The organism is Floridaenema aerugineum BLCC-F46, from assembly GCF_041929345.1.
Lineage (GTDB): Bacteria > Cyanobacteriota > Cyanobacteriia > Cyanobacteriales > Aerosakkonemataceae > Floridanema > Floridanema aerugineum.
This window is the reverse complement of sequence record NZ_JBHFNQ010000151.1, coordinates 31,479-50,554: the sequence shown is the minus strand read 5'-3', so window position 1 is coordinate 50,554 and position 19,076 is coordinate 31,479. Positions and strand designations below refer to the sequence as shown.

At 39.8% G+C, this 19,076-nt stretch carries 15 protein-coding genes and 1 pseudogene; 11 read left to right on the top strand and 5 right to left on the bottom strand.

Annotated elements, in window-relative coordinates:
• Positions 1-389: 389 nt before the first annotated feature.
• Complete coding sequence (locus ACE1CC_RS20040; RefSeq protein ID WP_413272201.1) at positions 390-2,867, bottom strand: ATP-dependent Clp protease ATP-binding subunit; 2,478 nt, start codon at positions 2,865-2,867, stop codon at positions 390-392.
• A gap of 503 nt (positions 2,868-3,370) precedes the next feature.
• Here ACE1CC_RS20040 and ACE1CC_RS20035 point away from each other — a divergent pair.
• Positions 3,371-3,601: a DUF433 domain-containing protein gene (locus tag ACE1CC_RS20035; protein WP_413272200.1), complete on the top strand. Its 231-nt coding sequence runs from the start codon at positions 3,371-3,373 to the stop codon at positions 3,599-3,601.
• Positions 3,598-3,801, top strand: a pseudogene (locus ACE1CC_RS20030) (DUF5615 family PIN-like protein); the annotation flags it as partial. The gene ACE1CC_RS20035 and the pseudogene ACE1CC_RS20030, both read left to right, overlap by 4 nt.
• A 164-nt stretch (positions 3,802-3,965) precedes the next feature.
• Here ACE1CC_RS20030 and ACE1CC_RS20025 read toward each other — a convergent pair.
• Positions 3,966-4,331: a hypothetical protein gene (locus ACE1CC_RS20025; RefSeq protein WP_413272199.1), complete on the bottom strand. Its 366-nt coding sequence runs from the start codon at positions 4,329-4,331 to the stop codon at positions 3,966-3,968.
• Between the two features lie 380 nt (positions 4,332-4,711).
• Here ACE1CC_RS20025 and ACE1CC_RS20020 point away from each other — a divergent pair, with 380 nt between their 5' ends.
• The gene (locus tag ACE1CC_RS20020; RefSeq protein WP_413272198.1) at positions 4,712-5,047 is read left to right on the top strand and encodes a hypothetical protein; all 336 of its coding nucleotides are present in this window, start codon (positions 4,712-4,714) and stop codon (positions 5,045-5,047) included.
• A gap of 252 nt (positions 5,048-5,299) precedes the next feature.
• On the opposite strand, the gene ACE1CC_RS20015 is transcribed toward ACE1CC_RS20020, so the two are convergent.
• Positions 5,300-5,629, bottom strand: a complete 330-nt coding sequence (locus ACE1CC_RS20015) for a winged helix-turn-helix transcriptional regulator (RefSeq protein WP_413272197.1) — start codon at positions 5,627-5,629, stop codon at positions 5,300-5,302.
• Between the two features lie 109 nt (positions 5,630-5,738).
• Between ACE1CC_RS20015 and ACE1CC_RS20010 the strand changes: the two genes are divergently transcribed.
• The 4 genes from ACE1CC_RS20010 to ACE1CC_RS19995 all read left to right on the top strand — a co-directional run bounded on the left by ACE1CC_RS20010 (position 5,739) and on the right by ACE1CC_RS19995 (position 8,389).
• Positions 5,739-6,437: a pirin family protein gene (locus ACE1CC_RS20010; protein WP_413272196.1), complete on the top strand. Its 699-nt coding sequence runs from the start codon at positions 5,739-5,741 to the stop codon at positions 6,435-6,437.
• A gap of 132 nt (positions 6,438-6,569) precedes the next feature.
• Positions 6,570-6,950: a hypothetical protein gene (locus tag ACE1CC_RS20005; protein ID WP_413272195.1), complete on the top strand. Its 381-nt coding sequence runs from the start codon at positions 6,570-6,572 to the stop codon at positions 6,948-6,950.
• 74 nt (positions 6,951-7,024) lie between these two features.
• Positions 7,025-7,606, top strand: a complete 582-nt coding sequence (locus ACE1CC_RS20000; RefSeq protein ID WP_413272194.1) for an NADPH-dependent FMN reductase — start codon at positions 7,025-7,027, stop codon at positions 7,604-7,606.
• A 108-nt stretch (positions 7,607-7,714) separates the two neighbouring features.
• On the top strand, positions 7,715-8,389 hold the full coding sequence (locus ACE1CC_RS19995; protein ID WP_413272193.1) for a Uma2 family endonuclease: 675 nt from the start codon (positions 7,715-7,717) through the stop codon (positions 8,387-8,389).
• An 83-nt stretch (positions 8,390-8,472) separates the two neighbouring features.
• Here ACE1CC_RS19995 and aroF read toward each other — a convergent pair whose 3' ends face one another.
• Positions 8,473-9,327 (bottom strand): 3-deoxy-7-phosphoheptulonate synthase, encoded by an 855-nt coding sequence (gene aroF / locus ACE1CC_RS19990; RefSeq protein WP_413272192.1) that lies wholly within the window; start codon positions 9,325-9,327, stop codon positions 8,473-8,475.
• A gap of 443 nt (positions 9,328-9,770) precedes the next feature.
• Between aroF and ACE1CC_RS19985 the strand changes: the two genes are divergently transcribed.
• Positions 9,771-9,893: a hypothetical protein gene (locus tag ACE1CC_RS19985; protein ID WP_413272191.1), complete on the top strand. Its 123-nt coding sequence runs from the start codon at positions 9,771-9,773 to the stop codon at positions 9,891-9,893.
• 73 nt (positions 9,894-9,966) lie between these two features.
• On the opposite strand, the gene ACE1CC_RS19980 is transcribed toward ACE1CC_RS19985, so the two are convergent.
• Positions 9,967-10,152, bottom strand: a complete 186-nt coding sequence (locus tag ACE1CC_RS19980) for a hypothetical protein (protein ID WP_413272190.1) — start codon at positions 10,150-10,152, stop codon at positions 9,967-9,969.
• 452 nt (positions 10,153-10,604) lie between these two features.
• Here ACE1CC_RS19980 and ACE1CC_RS19975 point away from each other — a divergent pair, with 452 nt between their 5' ends.
• Genes ACE1CC_RS19975 through ACE1CC_RS19965 form a run of 3 tightly spaced genes read left to right on the top strand, consistent with a single transcriptional unit; the run spans position 10,605 to position 18,661 of the window.
• Positions 10,605-13,025: a response regulator gene (locus ACE1CC_RS19975; protein ID WP_413272189.1), complete on the top strand. Its 2,421-nt coding sequence runs from the start codon at positions 10,605-10,607 to the stop codon at positions 13,023-13,025.
• Between the two features lie 25 nt (positions 13,026-13,050).
• Positions 13,051-18,291: a PAS domain S-box protein gene (locus ACE1CC_RS19970; protein ID WP_413272188.1), complete on the top strand. Its 5,241-nt coding sequence runs from the start codon at positions 13,051-13,053 to the stop codon at positions 18,289-18,291.
• The gene (locus ACE1CC_RS19965) at positions 18,281-18,661 is read left to right on the top strand and encodes a response regulator (RefSeq protein ID WP_413272187.1); all 381 of its coding nucleotides are present in this window, start codon (positions 18,281-18,283) and stop codon (positions 18,659-18,661) included. Before ACE1CC_RS19970 ends, ACE1CC_RS19965 begins: the two co-directional genes overlap by 11 nt.
• Positions 18,662-19,076: the final 415 nt, after the last annotated feature.

Below are 19,076 nucleotides of genomic sequence, written 5' to 3'. Positions count from 1 at the left end.
GCCGAAGTTAACATTCCTGAATACGGGGTCGTTAACTTAAACGAATTACAATTAGTGGTCTTTCGTGACCCACAAAACGGGGAGTACAATTCAAAACAAATCTTGACAAGCAGAACAATTCAGCCCTTAGCCTTTTTTGATATTGCCATTTCCATCGATTTGATTCTTAACAGTTAGTTGATTAAAGATGGCAATCCTAAATGATACTAAATCTAATTAAAAAAACTTTTAAAATGAACCGCAGAGGCACAGAGGACGCAGAGGAAAGAGGGAGAAAATATCGAGGTTGTAATAAAACTCCTCCTTCTTCTCTCTGTGTCCTCTGCGTCTCTGTGGTTCCAAAAAATCCCCCGGTATTACTACCAGGGGAAACTTAACAGTGCAAAGCTTTAACCAACAGGTTGCAGCACTAAATCATGCTGTTTCTCTGCGGTGACGACTACCTCGCCAGCTTCGCCAATATCAATAACAGCAGTATCACCTTCTTGAACGCGACCTGATAGCATTGCTTCCGCTAAACTATCTTCTAAAAGTCGCATAATTACCCGGCGTAACTCTCTCGCACCGTAAGCAGGATTGTAACCTTCTTGAACTAAGCGATCGCTAAATCTCTCAGTCACATTCAAAGTAATTCCCTGTTCACTTAACCGAGAAGAAATCTCGCGCAACATAATCTCAGCAACTTGCTTAATTTCATCCTTAGTTAGCTGACGGAAGACGATAATTTCATCAACCCGATTCAGAAATTCAGGACGGAAATATTGCTTGAGTTCATCATTTACCAAATTGCGAACTCGATTATAATTCGCTTCACTTTGATTTTCCGCAAACTCAAAACCTAATCCACCACCACCTTTTTCAATCACCTTAGAACCGATGTTCGAGGTCATAATTAACAAGGTATTCTTGAAGTCTACCGTGCGACCTTTAGCATCAGTTAAACGACCATCATCTAACAGTTGTAACAAGGTATTGAAGACATCGGGGTGAGCTTTTTCGATTTCATCAAACAACACCACCGAGTAAGGTCTGCGGCGTACTGCTTCAGTTAATTGTCCCCCCTCGCTGTAACCGACGAAACCTGGAGGCGAACCAATTAATTTAGAAACAGTGTGAGATTCCATATATTCGGACATATCGACGCGAATCATCGCTTCTTCTGATCCGAATAAATAGGCGGCTAATGCTTTGGCTAATTCGGTCTTGCCAACTCCAGTAGGGCCTGAGAAAATGAAACTTGCGATCGGGCGATTAGCATTTTTCAACCCAACTCTGGCGCGACGAATGGCGCGAGAAACTGCCGTCACCGCTTCATTTTGACCGATCAACCGCTGATGCAATGTATCTTCTATATGTAACAGCAATTCCGATTGAGTTTCCGTCAATTTGCTAACAGGAACACCAGTCCAAGCGGCAACAATTTGAGCGATATCTTCTTCATCAACGATCGGCATTGCTTCAGGATGAATTGGCGCATTTTTATTGTCAGCGATCGCTTTTAGTTGAGCTTCTAACTCTAATTCGCGATCGCGCAATTCGCCAGCTTTCTCAAAATCTTGCTGCTTAACCGCCTCTTCTTTCTCTTTGGTAACTTGACGCAACTCTTGCTTCAATTCCTTAGTTCCAGAAGATTGACTATTTCTCAATCTAACGCGAGAACCAGCTTCATCAATCAAATCAATTGCTTTATCGGGAAGAAAGCGATCGGAAATATAACGATCTGAGAATTTCGCAGCAGAAACCAAAGCTTCATCCGAGATTTTTACCTTATGGTGTTGTTCATAAGCAGAACGCAAACCATATAAAATCTCGATCGTTTCTTCTACAGAAGGTTCACCGACCATTATTGGTTGGAAACGACGTTCTAAAGCAGCATCTCTTTCAATATGCTTGCGATATTCATCTAAAGTTGTCATTCCCATACATTGCAATTCACCTCTCGCCAATGCAGGTTTCATTAAGTTAGCAGCATCCATACCGCCTTCTACACCACCTGCACCAACTAAAGTATGAACTTCATCAATTACTAAAATGATATTTCCAGCTTGACGAACTTCATCAAGAATTGCTTTAATGCGTTCTTCAAAATCACCGCGAAAACGAGTTCCAGCAACTAAAGAACCCATATTGAGACTATAAACCTGCTTGTCTTGCAGCATTTCCGGGATATCTTCGTTAGCGATGCGTTGTGCTAAACCTTCTGCGATCGCAGTTTTACCAACTCCCGGTTCTCCAATCAATACCGGATTATTCTTAGTCCGACGACCTAGAATTTGAACAGCCCGTTCAATTTCCTTTTCCCGACCCACAACTGGATCTAATTTACCTTCTGCCGCTAACTTCGTTAGATTACTCGCAAATTCATCCAAGGTTGCAGTCTTCGTTCTACCACGAGAAAATCCTTGCTGTCTACCACCAGGAGCAACGGTAGCTACATCTCCCAGCATCTTGATAATCTCGCTGCGAAGCATGGCAATGTCAACACCCAAATTTTCCAACACTTTAACTGCAACTCCAGCTTCTTCCTGAATAATTGCCAGCAGTAAGTGTTCAGGGCCAATGTAATTATGTCTTAATTGACGAGCTTCTTGATAAGCTTGCTCAAAAACCCGCTTAACCTTTGGGGTGAAGGGAATTTCTCTGGGGACGAAACGACTACCCCGACCAAGAATACCTTCTACTTCTTTACGTGCTTTTTCCAGAGTAACGCCATTATCTTTCAGGACTATAGCAGGTACTCCTGTTCCTTCTCCAATCAACCCCAGGAGAATTTGCTCGGTTCCCACGAGGTTGTGTCCCAGGCGACGTGCTTCTTCCTGAGCTAGCATTACCGCTTTAACTGCTTTGTCTGTAAAGTACTCAAACATAAGTGGGCTTACCTCGCCGAGCGTTCAATAATATGGATGAATCCTCATCCTGATGTGAACTTTTGTGTACTGATTAAAGGTTAGCTCTGTAGGGTGAGGAATAGCAGTGGTGAGAACCGTATGTTATCAGGGTAGTTGCCGCAAGGGGAAGGCTGAAGGCTGAAGGTAGGAACAATATCTTGCATTAGTGTCAATACCCGCCTGCGAATCAATTCGCAGGCTAATAGCTCAAGTCCACTCAAGTGGACTAAAGCTTTTTAGGACTTACGCAAAGCCTCTACAAGTAGAGTGCGTATAGCCTACGGCATTCAAGAAAAGTGTTACTACATTTAGCTTCACTGCGTAAGTCCTGGCTTTTGATTGTAGATATTTAGTCCTCTTCAGAGGAGTTTCGCTATTAGCCTGCGAATTGATTCGCAGGCGGGTATTGATACTGATGCAAGATCTAAGTAGGGAAGACAAGAGAGGCTAAACTGAGGAAAAAGATTAAAGTTAAGTTTGTTATGAGTTATCGCAACATCATTACTATTGAACCAGGCAAGCGTGGTGGAAAACCCTGCATTAGACAAATGCGAATTACAGTTTATGATGTTTTAGGTTGGTTAGCAGCAGGGATGTCTCATGCAGAAATTTTAGATGATTTTCCTGAGTTGACTGAAGAAGATATCAGAGCGTGTTTAGAATTTGCTGCTGACAGAGAACGTCGTCTAATTGCTGTGGTAGGTAACAATTGAAACTGCTGTTTGACCAAAACTTGAGCCGGAAATTAGTAACTCGCCTTGCAGATATTTTCCCTAACTCTAGTCATGTTCAGTTTCATAATTTAACTCAGGCAGAGGACATCGAAATTTAGGAATTTGCCAAGTCTCAAGATTTTTGTATTGTGACACAAGATGTTGATTTTGCCGATCGCAGTCGTCTTTATGGTTCACCCCTTTTACCAATCAACTATGGCATAGAAGCTATTTTACAGACAGAAAAATTAACAGCAAAATAACTAACAAATATTGCCCTAGTCTATGAAATCGTTGAAGACTGGGGCAATAAGTTAACACTATACCCTGAGTAAGAGCTTGGTTTTTCCATGAATCAATTGAGTCAATAAGCACAAAATTCTATAGAGTTGTAGTTAGTAGTTGACTCAACATAGATGTAGTAATTTCCTGTTACAGGGATAGCATAATCAATTTGAGAAGGTGATACTTTTGTACCAGGAACGCGCCCTCCGGGGCCACGAACATATACATCATATTGAGTTCCGCTGCCAGTATTACGACTTGTGAAATTTTGCCCCTTTCTTAGATGTAAGACAAATTCACGTCCACTAGAAAAATTACCAGAATAAACTCCACAATAACTACCCCGTGCGAATTGAATACGAGTTGCAGCTAAAGCAGGGGATATATTAGTGTAAGCTAAACCGCCAATTAAAACTGCTAAATGTACAGCCCTGACTAGTGACATAGCAAAATATCCTTAATAGTGGTAGTTACTAAAACAGTCTCAATGCAAACCAATTAAATCTTACCAATAAATATGTTTGCAAAAAAGCAAATACTTATTTTATTTACATATAAACATTATTCTTAAACATTCAAAATAAATGGAAATTTTAAAATCATATATTATCTCTACATTCTCATTTTATAAACCGTTTTAATCTAAGAAAAGTTTCCAATCTTAATAATTTCTTCATGAGTCAAGTAGTAGAACAAGTGGTGTTTTTAAGAAAATAAGGAATACTCTAATTTCAGAGATAAGTTCCTTTATCTAGTAGTGAAGTCACAACTCTAGCCAGATAGATACAATTAGGAGAAGAAACTCACTAACAAAGGTGTTACCCAGTGGCTCGAATTATCCTAGAAATACCTGATGAACTTTCCCAACAATTAGCACAACTAGGAGATAGACTCCCAGAACTGCTTACCCTCAGTTTGCAACAGCCACCATTATCAGCTAACATCTATCGTTATATTCTCAACTTTCTTGCCAGCAATCCCACACCTGAACAAATTACCGCTTTTAGTCCCACACCGGAAATGCAAGCACGTCTGCGTGTTCTTTTAGAACGCAGTAAAATGGGTGAATTAACTACACAAGAACGTCTGGAATTAGATGAGTATGAGCAAATCGAACATTTAGTGATTATGCTCAAAGCTGGTAGCTTCTCTTATACGTAGGGTGCGTTACGTTATCACTAACGCACCATCTCTCCTGTGTAACTCCTGATTATTTGTAAAGGTTATATTTCTTTTACCACTCCAGATGCTTCAGAACGCAGAGGAAAGAGAAAGAAGAGTTAATAACTTAAATAGGATTGCGATCGTTAATTAACTATCATTAAGCGAGAATGGTGCGGGCTCTTTCGGGTTGATGGGGAAAATGTTCATTCGTGGTAATGGTGCGTTACGTTGCACTAACGCACCCTACGTTTATCTGTTTTCTAAATACTTTAATCCCCATTCGTGCATTGCATCAAGAATTGGCTTTAAAGTTTCCCCTAATTCCGTCAGCGAATACTCAACTTTCGGCGGAACTTGCAAATAAACATGACGATTAATAATCCCATCTTGCTCTAATTCTCTTAACTGCTGCGTTAACATTTTCTGAGTAATTCCATGCAAAGCTCGGTGTAGTTCTCCGAACCTTTTGATCCCAACAAAAAGTTCTCTTAAAATCAATACTTTCCAACGTCCGCCTATCACTTTTAAAGTGATTTCTACCGAACAAGTCAATCTTTCTGAAGTATCAAACTTTTCCATAGTAACTTTTTGGGAACTATCTTACTTTAAAGTGCATACTTTTCATTTTAGCCTTATAGGTTCTAGAGTAGATATAGAAATAAAACGCAGTAAGTAACAGGAAAGTACTATGATTATCATCCGTCCAGCAGAAGAAAGAGGACACGCAAATCACGGCTGGCTTGATAGTTATCACTCATTTTCTTTCGCTTCTTACTATGACCCTAATTTTATGGGATTTCGTGATTTACGAGTGATAAATCAAGACCGAGTTGCACCGGGAAGGGGTTTTGGTACACATCCTCACAAGGATATGGAAATTGTTTCTTATGTGGTTGAAGGTGCATTAGAACACAAAGATACGCTGGGTACTAGTTCGGTAATTCGTCCGGGTGAAGTGCAAAGAATGAGTGCGGGAACTGGAATTGCTCACAGTGAGTACAATCATTCTGAAACTGAGCCTGTGCATTTTTTACAAATCTGGATTTTGCCGAATGAAAAAGGTATAAAACCAGGTTATGAACAAAAAATGTTTGCTGATGAAGAAAAGCGTAGTCAACTGCGCTTAGTTGCTTCTGGCGATGGTCGCAATGGTTCTGTTACCATTCACCAAAATGTGGATCTCTACGCTAGTTTACTCCAGCCAGGGGAACAGGTGGTGCATACCCTGGAACCGCAACGCCATGTTTGGGTACAAGTAATTAAAGGGCAAATTATGCTTAATGATTTACCTTTGAAAGCTGGCGATGGTGCGGCTATCAGTGAAGAAAATCGTGTGGCTATTGAGGCAACAAATTCTGCTGAATTTTTGTTATTTGATCTAGCCTAAGATTAGACTGGATGCAATAAGGGCGAAGCATTCGGGCAAGAAATTTAGGTTTTAGGTTGTAAATTTTGACCCGAATGCTTCTCCCCTACAAAATCTGCAAACAGTTCACTAATTTTCGCTGGATTAACAAAAATGATGCAACTTACCAAGTTAGGTTTAACTACTGTTTTGGCGGGAAGTTTTTGGGGTTTTCTGAGTTTAGGAAATTTCGCTAAGGCTGATTTAATTGCTCAAACTACTGATTTACAAGAAGTACAACAACTAATTCAACAAAATCCCGCTTTGACTCAACAAGCGCAACAGTTATTACTCGAAAATCCAGAGTTAGTCAAGATGTTGGTGCAACAATTGGTAGAATCAAACCCACAGTTGCTTGACCAAATTCAAAGTAATCCGCAACTTGTGCAACAGGTAGGAAGACAAAATCAACAACTAATTCAGCTATTGCAAAAGAACCCTCAGTTGGTACAACAATTGCAACAAATTATCCAAAATTCTCGCCAAAAGCGATGATTTGATTATATTATGATTGCGCTGAGTAATTAAAAATTGTTCGCACACAAATTGAACAGAAGGAAATAGCATTTATGGCTTACACTCCGAAAATTTTGGCATTTGCAGGCAGCACTCGCAAGGATTCTTATAACAAAAAACTTGTCCAAGTTGCTGCTAATGGTGCGCGTGCAGTGGGTGCCCAGGTGACTTATATAGATTTGCGTGATTTTCCGATGCCTCTGTTTGATGAAGATTTAGAAAAGGAAGAGGGAACACCGGAAAGTGCGCGAAAGTTTAAGGAGTTGATGATTGCTCATGATGGTCTTTTGATTGCTTGTCCTGAGTATAATAGTTCGATTACTCCGGTTTTGAAAAATGCGATCGACTGGGCTTCCCGTCCTGGGGAAAATGAGCCACCTTTGGCAGCTTTTGCTGATAAGGTAGCAGCGATTATGAGTGCTTCTCCTGGTGCTTTGGGGGGTTTGCGGGGGTTGGTGACTGTGCGATCGATCTTAGGTAACATCAAAGTAATTGTCCTCCCCGATCAAATTGCTGTTCCTAAAGCTTATGAAGCTTTCAATGCTGATGGCAGTTTGGTAGATCCAAAACAACAAGAATCAGTGGAAAAACTCGGCGCAAATGTAGCGAATGTTGTCGCAAAATTAAAAGCATAATTGGTGTATGTTGTTGCGCTTTAGCGCTAAAGCGCTGAAGCGCAACAACATACTAATATTTAAACTTAGCTATAATTAATTTACTGAAATTATCTCAACATTAGTACCATGACTGCATCAATTACCACAGTCAACAAAACAATTCTGCATCATTGGCAACCCGCTACTTGGGAAGACTATTTAGTTTATCGGGACGATCGAACTAATAACAGAATGCGGCTATTTTTTCATGAAAACTATATTTTGGTAATTGATATGGGTTGGGAAGGAATTAATCACGCTACTATCAACGAACTGTTCACTTTGATATTCGGTTTCTGGTTCTTCACAAAACCAGAACAAATATACAGCTTGCTAGGCGGTTGCTTGTTAGAAAAAGCGCCAAAACAAGCAGGTGCGCCAGATTTACTGCTTTATTTGGGTGATGATTATCCTCGATGGCAAGAAGGTGAACCGCGTCGAATTGATTTGAATCGGTGGCGAGTACCTAATTTAATTGGTGAGGTTTCTGATACGACTTTGGCAACTGATTTGGATGAGAAGAAAAGGCTTTATGCTGATATGGGAATTCCTGAATATTGGGTGATTGATGTTCAATGTTTAAGGGTTTTTGCGTTTCAGTTGGATGCAAATGGTAAGTATCAGGAATGTGATTCGTCTTTGGCGTTAGAAGGTTTGCCTATTTCTTTGTTGGAGCAAACTTTGGGGCGGTTGAAAGAGGGAACTAATGGTAGTGCTGCGGCTTGGTTTGCTCAACAAATTGCTAGTTTCAAAATAGAATAGGTTATGCAGGGAGAATGGTGCGTTACGCTGTCGCTAACGCACCCTACGAAATAAAAATAGGATAGACTTTGCCTATCCTATTTCTATGCTGCTAAAAGTTGTGGTTGGTTTTTTGAGGTTGGGATTCTTTTGCCGATCGCTTCAGCTACAGGTCTTATACTTTTTACTAGTTGTACCATGTCTTCTAGGGAAAGGGCTTGACGGGCATCGGAAACGGATTTTTCTGGTTCTGGATGACATTCTATGATTAATCCGTCTGCACCACAAGCGATCGCAGCTTTCGCTAAAGGTGCCACTAATTCCCGTTTACCAACGGCGTGCGATGGGTCTACAATTACGGGCAAGTGTGTTAATTGTTTCAGTGCTGCTACTGCACCTAAATCTAAGACATTTCTAGTATAATTATCGAAGCTGCGAATACCTCTTTCACAAAGTACTACATCGGGATTTCCGTGACTTAAAATGTATTCGGCAGCGTTGATAAACTCTTCAATAGTTGCTGCTAAACCTCGTTTGAGTAAAATTGGTTTACCAGCTTGTCCTAATGCTTTTAATAAGTCGAAGTTTTGCATATTTCGGCTGCCAATTTGCAGCATATCGGCATAAGCGGCGACGGTTTCTATTTGACTAATTGACATTACTTCGGTGACTACTGGTAAATTATAACGCTCTCGAATTTGTGTGAATATTTTCAATCCTTCTTCACCTAAACCTTGGAAAGAGTAGGGGGAAGTTCGAGGTTTGTAAACTCCACCGCGTAATGCTTGCACTGAGTTAACTAAATGACTGGCGACTTGTTCCATTTGGGCTAAACTTTCGACGGCACAGGGTCCACCAATAATTACTAAGTCTTTGCCACCTATTTGGACTTCATCTGAAAGTTTAACGATCGTTTGTTGGTTGAGTTCGGTTTGGGATGCTAGGGTTGCGTTGAACATTGGTGTTTCTCCTTCGTGAAAAAGTGTGGTTAATAAAAAACCCGGAACCTTGTTTCATGTTCCGGGGGTGGTTGTCAAGTTGGCGACAGGACATATTTACCCGGAACTGTTTCTGGGCCAAAAATAAAATCCGTAATACCAACTGAAAAGTGATGTACTCATTGTTGTTGTCCTGAAATAAACAAAAAACCGCAGATTTTGTTATCTGCGGTTCACCGATTTGGTTCCAAGCGTTCTTGGATCACTCTCGGTGAACCGCTGGATACCAAAAATAAAAGTAATAAGACTTGGTTAACATTTTGTTTGCTTTTTAGATAGAATGCTTGAGATTGACTATATCTACTTAAATACAACCTTAGCAGAGATAGCTGTTAGCGTCAAGCTCTAATTTGGGATTTATTCATTTTGGCTGAAATTGGTTTGATTTCCGGGAATAGCGGGATGTGAGGGGAATAATTTACGATCGCTCTAAGGTTAACCAAATATTTCTGGATCGCCGCTTTAGTCTTGTTTCCCAATTTCGAGTAATTTTGTGCCAGGATGCCGGATTTTTCGGTAAACAATAGCAGCGACACAGATGCTCAATCTTCTGACTCATAACTCTCATTTTCAGCAGAAAAACCCTCAAATTGCACAAATTTAAGCACTGATTAAAGAAGGTTTTAAAGAAGCAATCAGCAAATCTTTACCCAAAGATGGAATTAAACTGGGAACTTTTCGTTCTAGTAGGGGCATTTCTTGCCAGCAGTGGCGACAAAACCAATAAATTTGATGGTGTCGGATGTGGCGGAGCATTTGATGGGAGCAGCAAGGGCAGTTATTCATAGTAGTTTTTCACCTAAGAGATTAAAGCAACTGATGAGTTGGAATGGAGCTTCCTGAACGATCGGGCAATAAAAAAATTTGATAACGGTTTAAGGGTCTAAAAAATTAGTGAAATATTTGTGAATTTGTAACATTCTTATACAAAAGTTTAATAGCTGTAATTTTACCTAGTCGGCTCCCGGCAAAAATAAAAAGTACGTAATTACAACGGTTTGGCGATTTTGAGTAATTATTATTGATTTTCACAAAAATCACATAAATTTCTTACATCTTTTTGTTAACTTTGAATCATTTAAAACTCTTAACTACTTTTATTCAGTAAGCAGGAAGCTTGGTAGATTCTTATACTATATGCTTTGCCACTTGCGTAAAAACCGAATTAAGGCAGAAAACTTTAACAAAACAAGCGTTTAGCTACTGAATCAAGCAGACAAATTGGAGTAAATAAATTTATGAAGATTCTTTTAGTAGAAGATGATCGAAGCTTGGCGAACTTGCTACAAACAACGTTGAATTGGCAGCACTATCAAGTTGATACTGCTATTGATGGTCAACAGGGATGGGAGTTAGCTGAGGTGTTCCAGTATGACGTGATTTTACTGGATGTAATGTTGCCTAAACTTGATGGTATATCTTTTTGCCAGCAGTTACGGACGGGAGGACATTATGCCATTCATCTTCCCAATCAAGAAACTCCGGTGTTGTTAATGACCGCAGTAGATACTGTAACGAATAAAGTTATGGGTCTAGATGCGGGAGCAGATGATTATCTGGTAAAACCGATTAATTTAGACGAATTGTTAGCACGAATTCGGGCTTTGGGGCGGAGAACTCAGGTGCAGCGATCGTCTAAATTAGAGTGGGGAGAGTTGCAGCTGCATCCGAAAAATTGTGAGGTGACATTTGCCGGAAAGCCGATTTCTCTGACTTTAAAAGAATATCAATTGTTAGAATTATTTTTGCGTTATCCTGAGCAAATATTTAGTCAAGGCAGATTGAGCGAACAACTTTGGGCGCAGCATGAAACGCCAACGGAAAATGCTGTTAGGGCGCAAATTAAAGGACTGCGGCAGAAGTTAAAACAAGCCGGAGTTAAAGATATGATTGAAACAATTTATAAGCTGGGATATCGACTGCGACGACCAAATCAAGAAAGTGGTAATCGGCAGAAATCTTTATCTTTAGATACTGCTGATCCGGCGGCTTCTTCCTTGATGCTTCCTGCCTCAGATCTTTGGGAAATTTGGCAGGAGTGTCGGCAATCTTATGTCGATCGCCTTACTATTATCGAACAAGCAATAAGTGCATTAAATAGAGGTGATTTGACAAGAGAACTACAACATCAAGCGGAACGAGAAGCACATACTTTAATTGGCTCTTTAGGTAGTTTTGGCTTAGAAGAAGCTTCCCAAATCTCGCGTCAAATCCAGCAAATTTTCAAGCAAGAATTGTCTTTGGGTAACTTTGAAGTTAAACAATTAAGACAATTATTTGAAAAATTATGCCGGGAAATATCAGGAGAATGCCAGATAGATAAGCCCCAAGAAATCCCAGAAAATAAAGCTATTTATCTGAATTATACTGACTCTAATTTGCTGATAGTTGATGATGATTTGGTATTAGCGGAACATTTGGCGACAGAAGCGGTTGTTTGGGGTATTCAGGCGGAAGTAGCAACTAATTTGCAGCAAGCCAAGCAGTTAATTTTAAAGCAACAACCTAATGTGGTATTGTTGGATTTAAGCTTTGGGGAAATTGGCGAAAATGGTTTAGAATTTTTGGCTCAATTGCACAGAGAGTATCCAGAGATTGCGGTTTTGGTGTTTACAGCTAGAGATAACATGAGCGATCGCGTCCAAGCTGCTAGATTAGGAAGTAAGGGTTTTTTACAAAAGCCGATCGCGCCTTCTCAAGTACTAGCAGCAATTAGCCAAACTTTGCAACAGTCCCATCAAACTTTATCCAAATTATTAATTGTTGATGACGATCCGCAAATTCTGAAACTGCTAGAAAAGGTTTTAGAACCAGAAGGTTATCATTTAATACTATTGGACAAGGCTCAACAATTTTGGGAAGTTTTGGAACAAACTGCTCCCGATTTGTTGATTCTCGATGTAGAATTGTATGGCTGTTCCATAAATAATGGAATTTCTTCCACCTCGGAATTAAGTGGTTTTGACCTTTGCCAAATTATCCGTAACGATCCTCAATGGCACAATTTGCCGATTCTGTTTTTATCTGCCCATACTGATTCGGAAACGGTTTTACAGGGATTTGAGGCGGGAGCAGATGACTTTTTGCATAAACCAATTGTGCCTACAGATCTGCTAATTCGGGTTAGAAAAAGATTAGAACAGGGAAAAATTCGCCGTCAAACAGAATTAGACTCATTAACAGGAGTGAGTAATCGGGGTAAATCGATGTTGGATATTACTCGATTATTGCGCTTAGCTGTTCGTCAGCAACAACCTTTTAGCTTGGCTGTATTAGACTTAGATCAATTTAAGTTAGTAAACGATCGGTATGGACATCAAATGGGCGATCGCGTTCTCAACTATTTTGGGCAATTACTTAATCAATCATTCCGTATGGAAGATGTCGTAGGGCGTTGGGGAGGAGAAGAGTTTGTGGTGGGAATGTACGGAATTTCTAAACAAAATGGAGTCAAACGATTGGAGGAAATGCTAGATTCGTTCCGAAAAATTAAATTTAGCGCTAGAAATGGCAGTGAATTTCAAGTAACATTTAGTGGGGGAATTGCTCAATTTATAGAAGATGGAGAAGACTTGCAAACACTTTATCGAGTTGCCGATCAAAGACTTTATCGAGCTAAAAATCAAGGGAGAAATCGAGTCATAGCAACTGCAAGCTAAAGGAATTGTAGATTTTAAATTTAAGATGAGCGATCGCCACAAAAGCAAAAAACAATTAATTGCTGAATTGGAGCAACTACGCGCCGAAGTCGCCGCCCTCAAGCAAGACAAAGCAACTGCACCAATTTGCAGAGCAAATATATCTGAAACATCTGATATACCAGAACTTTGTCCCATAGCTTTATCTCCCGAACTAGGAGCAATTTATCAAGCAATTAACCGTCATCCACTGGTTGTTACTCCCGATACAACAATTCCAATTGTTATTCAGCAAATGGAGCAAGCACACTCTAGCAGCGTGTTAGTTATTGATCGAGGATTACTAGTAGGAATTTTCACTGAACGGGATTTGGTAAAGCTGATTTCTGAGCGAATTTCCCTGGATCAATTAACCATTGCTGAAGTCATGACTCGGCAATTAATTGCAATTTCTTTAACAGAATTAGAAGATGCTGTCACTGTATTTAACTTAATGCAACAGCAGAAAATTCGGCATCTCCCAGTATTAGATAAATCTGGCATGATGTTCGGATTAATTACGATGAAAAGTCTGCGCGAGTCACTCCAACCAAGCGATTTGTTGCGCTTGCGCCGAGTCAAAGAAGTGTTAGTGCGACAGGTAACTTATGCGCCTCCCAATAGTAGCTTATTTCAAATAGTGCGATTAATGGCGCAGGAACAAATTAGTTGTGTGGTAATTGCTCAAACAGATAAAGCTGGAATAGTTTTACCTCTTGGTATTATCACCGAACGGGATGTTGTCCGATTTCATACTTTAGAATTGGACTTTTATCAAACTCAAGCCGCAATGGTGATGAGTACACCACTGTTGCCAATTTCCCCAGAAGATTCGCTATTACAAGCATATCAATTAATGAATCGCCATCGAATTCGGCGGTTAGTAGTTTGTGATGAAAAAGGCAATTTAATGGGGATTTTAACTCAGCGTAGTATTTTGCAAGCAATGAATCCAGCGGAAGCATATTCTGTGATTCAAATATTGCGCGAGGAAGTCGATCGCCTGAAGAATGAAAATATCATATTGTTACAAAACTGTAACCGAGAACTGCAACGCCAAGTTAAAGAAACAGGAGCACAATTAGCAGAACAAATTGAGCAAGAACGTCTTTTAGCAGGTTTTACACAACAGATTAATCGCTCGCTAAATCTACCCAAAGTTCTCAATGCCAAGCTTTCTTGTACTATTTTGTTACTTGTAACTCAACAAAGCGATCGCACTCTTTATCAAAAATATCTCAGTCAAGATCAAGAATACAACTATACAATTTTAGAATTTACCAGCCCCCAAGCAACATTAGAGCAGTGTCAACAGATGATGCCAGATTTAATTTTGGTTGATGAACTTTTACCCGATATGACTGCACAAGAATTTCTAATTCAATTGGGCAAATTAATTAAGAAAAACTCGCTTCCCGTAATTGTAATTACTGAGAGCGATCGCACCAGAGTTGTAGTAGATTTGTTGAAAAGTGGTGCCCAAGATTATCTCAAGAAAACTCACTTCACCGCTACCAAATTACATAAAACAATTAAAAGTGTTTTAGAAAGAATCGAATTCACCCAAGAACAACCCAAACAACAGGAACAACAACTGGTTTCTATCACAGCCCTACATATTCGTCAATTCTTAGATTTAAATCAAATTCTAACAGCTACAGTTAATGAAGTAAGGCGTATTTTTGGGTGCGATCGCGTCATTATTTATCGCTTTAAACCAGACTTTAGTGGGATAGTTGTTGTAGAATCAGTTGTCGATCCTGCCTTTTCTATTTTGGGATGGGAAATTAAAGATGATTGTTTCCAAGAACATTGGATACAAGCTTATCAACAAGGGCGAGTTCGGGCGATCGAAGATATTTACACCGCTACCGATCTCAATCAATGTCATGTGGAATTTTTAGCTGGTTTTCAAGTAAGGGCAAATTTAGTAGTTCCCATTTTGCCTGGGGAAAATCTTTGGGGTTTATTAATAGCTCATAATTGTACAGTCCCTAGACATTGGAAAGCCACAGAAATTGATTTTTTATCCCAATTAGCAACTCAAGTTGGTATTGGTATTCAGCAAGCAGTACTAGTTACCCAACTACAATCAGAACTCAAAGAACGTCGAGAAACAGAAGTTGCATTGCAAGCAAGTGAAGCCCACTTTCGTAATGCAATTTTAAACGCTCCCATCCCGATTATGCTTCATGCTGAAGATGGAGAAGTGTTGTTAATTAATGGAGTTTGGGCAGAAATTACTGGCTATACTTTGGCAGACATTCCAACAATCATGGCTTGGATAAATAAAGCCGATCGCCAACAGCGTCATCAATTCCACGCAGATATCCAACAACTTTACCACTCAAAAAATCGCGTTTCCCAAGGGGAATATACTATTACTACTAAAACCTCAGAAACTCGCATTTGGAATTTCTCTTCAGCATTGTTAGGAGAACTTGCCGATGGGAGAAGATTAGTAATTAGTACAGCTTTAGATATTACCGAACAACAAGCTGCTTTGCGCGATCGCCAACAAGCAGAATTACACTTACAAGAAAGTCAACAACGTTTACAACTATCATTAGAAGCCGCCAAAGCAGGTTTTTGGGAATTAAATTTACTCAGCCAAGAATTAATTACTTCCGCTCAATACAAAGCAAATTTCGGAGTTTCTCCAAAAGATGAAATTACCTATCGTCAACTAGTTGAAAAATTGATTCACCCGCACGATCGCGCCATGCAGCAAGGATTCATGCGCCAAGCTTTAAAACAACATACTCGCTATGAAGCAGAATACCGCTGTATTTGGTCAGATGGCAGCGTTCATTGGTTAATGGCAAGAGGACAAGCATATTATCAAGATGATGGTACACCCTATCGCATGATTGGCGTAACCCTGGATATTACCGAGCGCAAACTAATAGAATTAGAACTTTTTGAATTGACTGCTGAACTAGAACAAAGAGTCGCACAAAGAACCGCAGAACTATCTCAAGCCAACCAAGAATTGCTGCAAGAAATAAACGATCGCAAACGCATAGAAAATGCCTTACGAGAAAGCGAAGCTAGATGGCGCAGTTTAGTACAAAATGCCCCGAGTTTTGTCCTCACGATCGATCAAGATGCGAAAGTTATTTTTATTAATAGATTTTTCCCTGAATTTTCAATAAAAAGTGTTATTGGTCAGAGTTTCTATGATTATGTTATTCCAGAATATCAGTCAGTTCAAAGAGCCGCTGTTGAGCAAGTTTTCTGCTTCGGTGAAGCAACTAGCTTTGAAGTTTTAGGCTACAAAGATGCCCAAGGCAATTTAGCTTGGTATGAAACGCGCATTGCTCCAATTTGGCAAGATGGAGAAATTTCAGCAGCAATTGTAATTTCCAATGATATCAGCGATCGCAAAAACACAGAAGCCGCCCTCCGTAAACATCAAGATCTACTCCTAGAAGCACAACGAGTTGCCCACATCGGTAACTGGGATTATGATTTAACCACAGGAAAAATTACTTGGGCAGAAGAATTATTTCACATTCTTAACCGCGATCCAATATTAGGAGAACCAAACTATGAGGAAAATTTACAGCTTTATCACCCCGAAGATCGAGAAAAATTGCATCAAGCAGTACAACGAGCAATTACTACAGGAGAACCTTACGAATTAATCCTAAGAATTCGGCTGCCAGATAATACAATTCGCTACACCAAAGGTATTGGAAGAGTGGGGTATAACACCGCTGGAGAAGTAATTCGGATTTACGGTACTGCTCAAGATATTACAGATCAGATCTTGGCAGAACAAGCCCTGCGAGAAAGCGAAGCTAGGTTTCGCAGTGCTTTTGAAGATGCAGCTATAGGAATGGCACTTGTCATGCCCGATGGCAAATTTTTGCGAGTAAATGCTGCTTTTTGTGAATTTGTTGGCTATTCAGAAGCCGAGTTATTAACAACTAACTTTCAGTCTATTACTCATCCTGATGATTTTCATCTTGATATTGACTATATGCAGCAATGTCTCAGAGGTGAATTAAGAACTTACCAAATGGAGAAACGCTATCTCCACAAACTCGGTTATACTGTGTGGGGTTTACTCAGTGTATCGCTATTAAGAAATGCTCAAGGAGAGCCTTTGTATTTTATCAGTCAAATCCAAGATATTACCGCTCGCAAAAACACCGAAGCAGACTTAAAAGAAAAAAATCGTCGTTGGCGATCGCTCCTAGACAATGTACAACTAATAGTGATAGGCTTAGAGCGACAAACATTAGTAGAATATGTAAATCCCTTCTTTTTGAAACTCACAGGATATACCGAAGCAGAAGTTTTGGGAAAAGCCTGGTTCGACAACTTTGTGCCAAACACGCGAAAATTAGAACTTCGCAGAAGCTTTCAAGAAATTATTCAAGGTGTGAATACTCATAGTTATTTTGTGAATCCGATTGTCACGCTTACAGGTGAGGAGCGAATCATTGCCTGGAGCAACACTTTGTTGCATGATGTACAAGGTAATGCGATCGGCTCAATCAGCATCGGAGAAGATATTACCGAACGCTATAAACTAGAACGGATGAAAGCTGAATTTGTCTCAATTGTCAGTCATGAACTTCGCACACCTTTAACTTCTATGCAAGCTGCCCTTAATTTACTCTCAGAAAACATAGTCGATCCAAGTTCCGAAACTGGACAAAGCGTAATTCAAATTGCCGCCGAAGGAGTCGAGCGTTTGGTACGTTTAGTCAATGATATTCTCGACTTAGAGCGACTAGAATCCGGGAAAATTCGCCTAGAAAAAAGCTGCTGCAATACTGCACAAGTAGTAAAAAAAGCGATCGACCAAATGCAAGAATTGGCAAATCAAAGCGGCATAAAATTAAGTACGACGATGGAAAATTACCAAATTTATGCAGATTGCGATCGTCTCCTGCAAGTCTTGATTAACTTATTAAGTAATGCCATTAAATTCTCTGCCAGTGGCAGTACAGTTTGCCTGAAAATAGAAATAATGCCAAATCATCAACTGAAATTCAGCATCAAAGACCAAGGTAGAGGAATCCCTGCTGATAAACTAGAAACAATCTTTGAGCGATTTCATCAAATTGATGCCTCAGATTCCCGTGAAAAAGGCGGAACTGGTTTAGGTTTAGCCATTTGTCGCAGCATTGTCCAGCAACATGGCGGAGAAATTTGGGTAGAAAGTATTTTAGGTGAAGGTAGTACATTTTATTTCACGTTGCCAATATGGGAGGAAAATTGTTGTGGTAACTAAACGAGTTTTGATAATTGATGATGATTTAGGAATTCGCAAAATCGTGCAAATTTCCTTAGAAGCAGTGGCAGGTTGGAAGGTACTAATTGCCGCTTCGGGAATGGAAGGTATAGAAATTGCTCAAACAGAACAACCAGACGCAATTTTACTAGATGTCATGATGCCAGGAATGGATGGAATTACCACACTGGGAAAAATCAAAGAAAATCCTCATATTCAACAAATACCAGTTATTTTACTGACTGCCAAAGCACAACTAAGCGAACAAAAACAGTTCGCTGAATTACAAATAGCAGGTGTAATTACCAAACCTTTCAAAGCAACAAACTTAGTGGAGCAAATGCGATCGCTCTTACAGTGGCAAGACTAGCACAAAAAGGGACAGGGGACTAGGTACTGGGGACTGGGATCAATATTGAGATCTGAGTATTCCTAAAAATAGTGAGTCGCTACAGGCTAATACCTGTAACGACTTGAATTTAGATAACTAATAAACTAGGAGGTTCTTAGATCGATCGACAGCGCTTAAGATAAAACCAGTAAATTTGCAATCCTAGTTAATACTTATTAATCATGTAAACTTTGATAACTTCATTAGTTCTTCATTTTTCGACCATAAAGTTAAATCATTGCCAGGAAATCATCATTTAACAGCCATTTATCACAAGATTTAGCTAATTTGAGGTTATTATGTCAAATTGTCCTTGTTGCTCTCACACGATGCTCCGACATATCCGTAGTAATCAGGTATATTGGTTTTGTCGCAACTGCTGGCAGGAAATGCC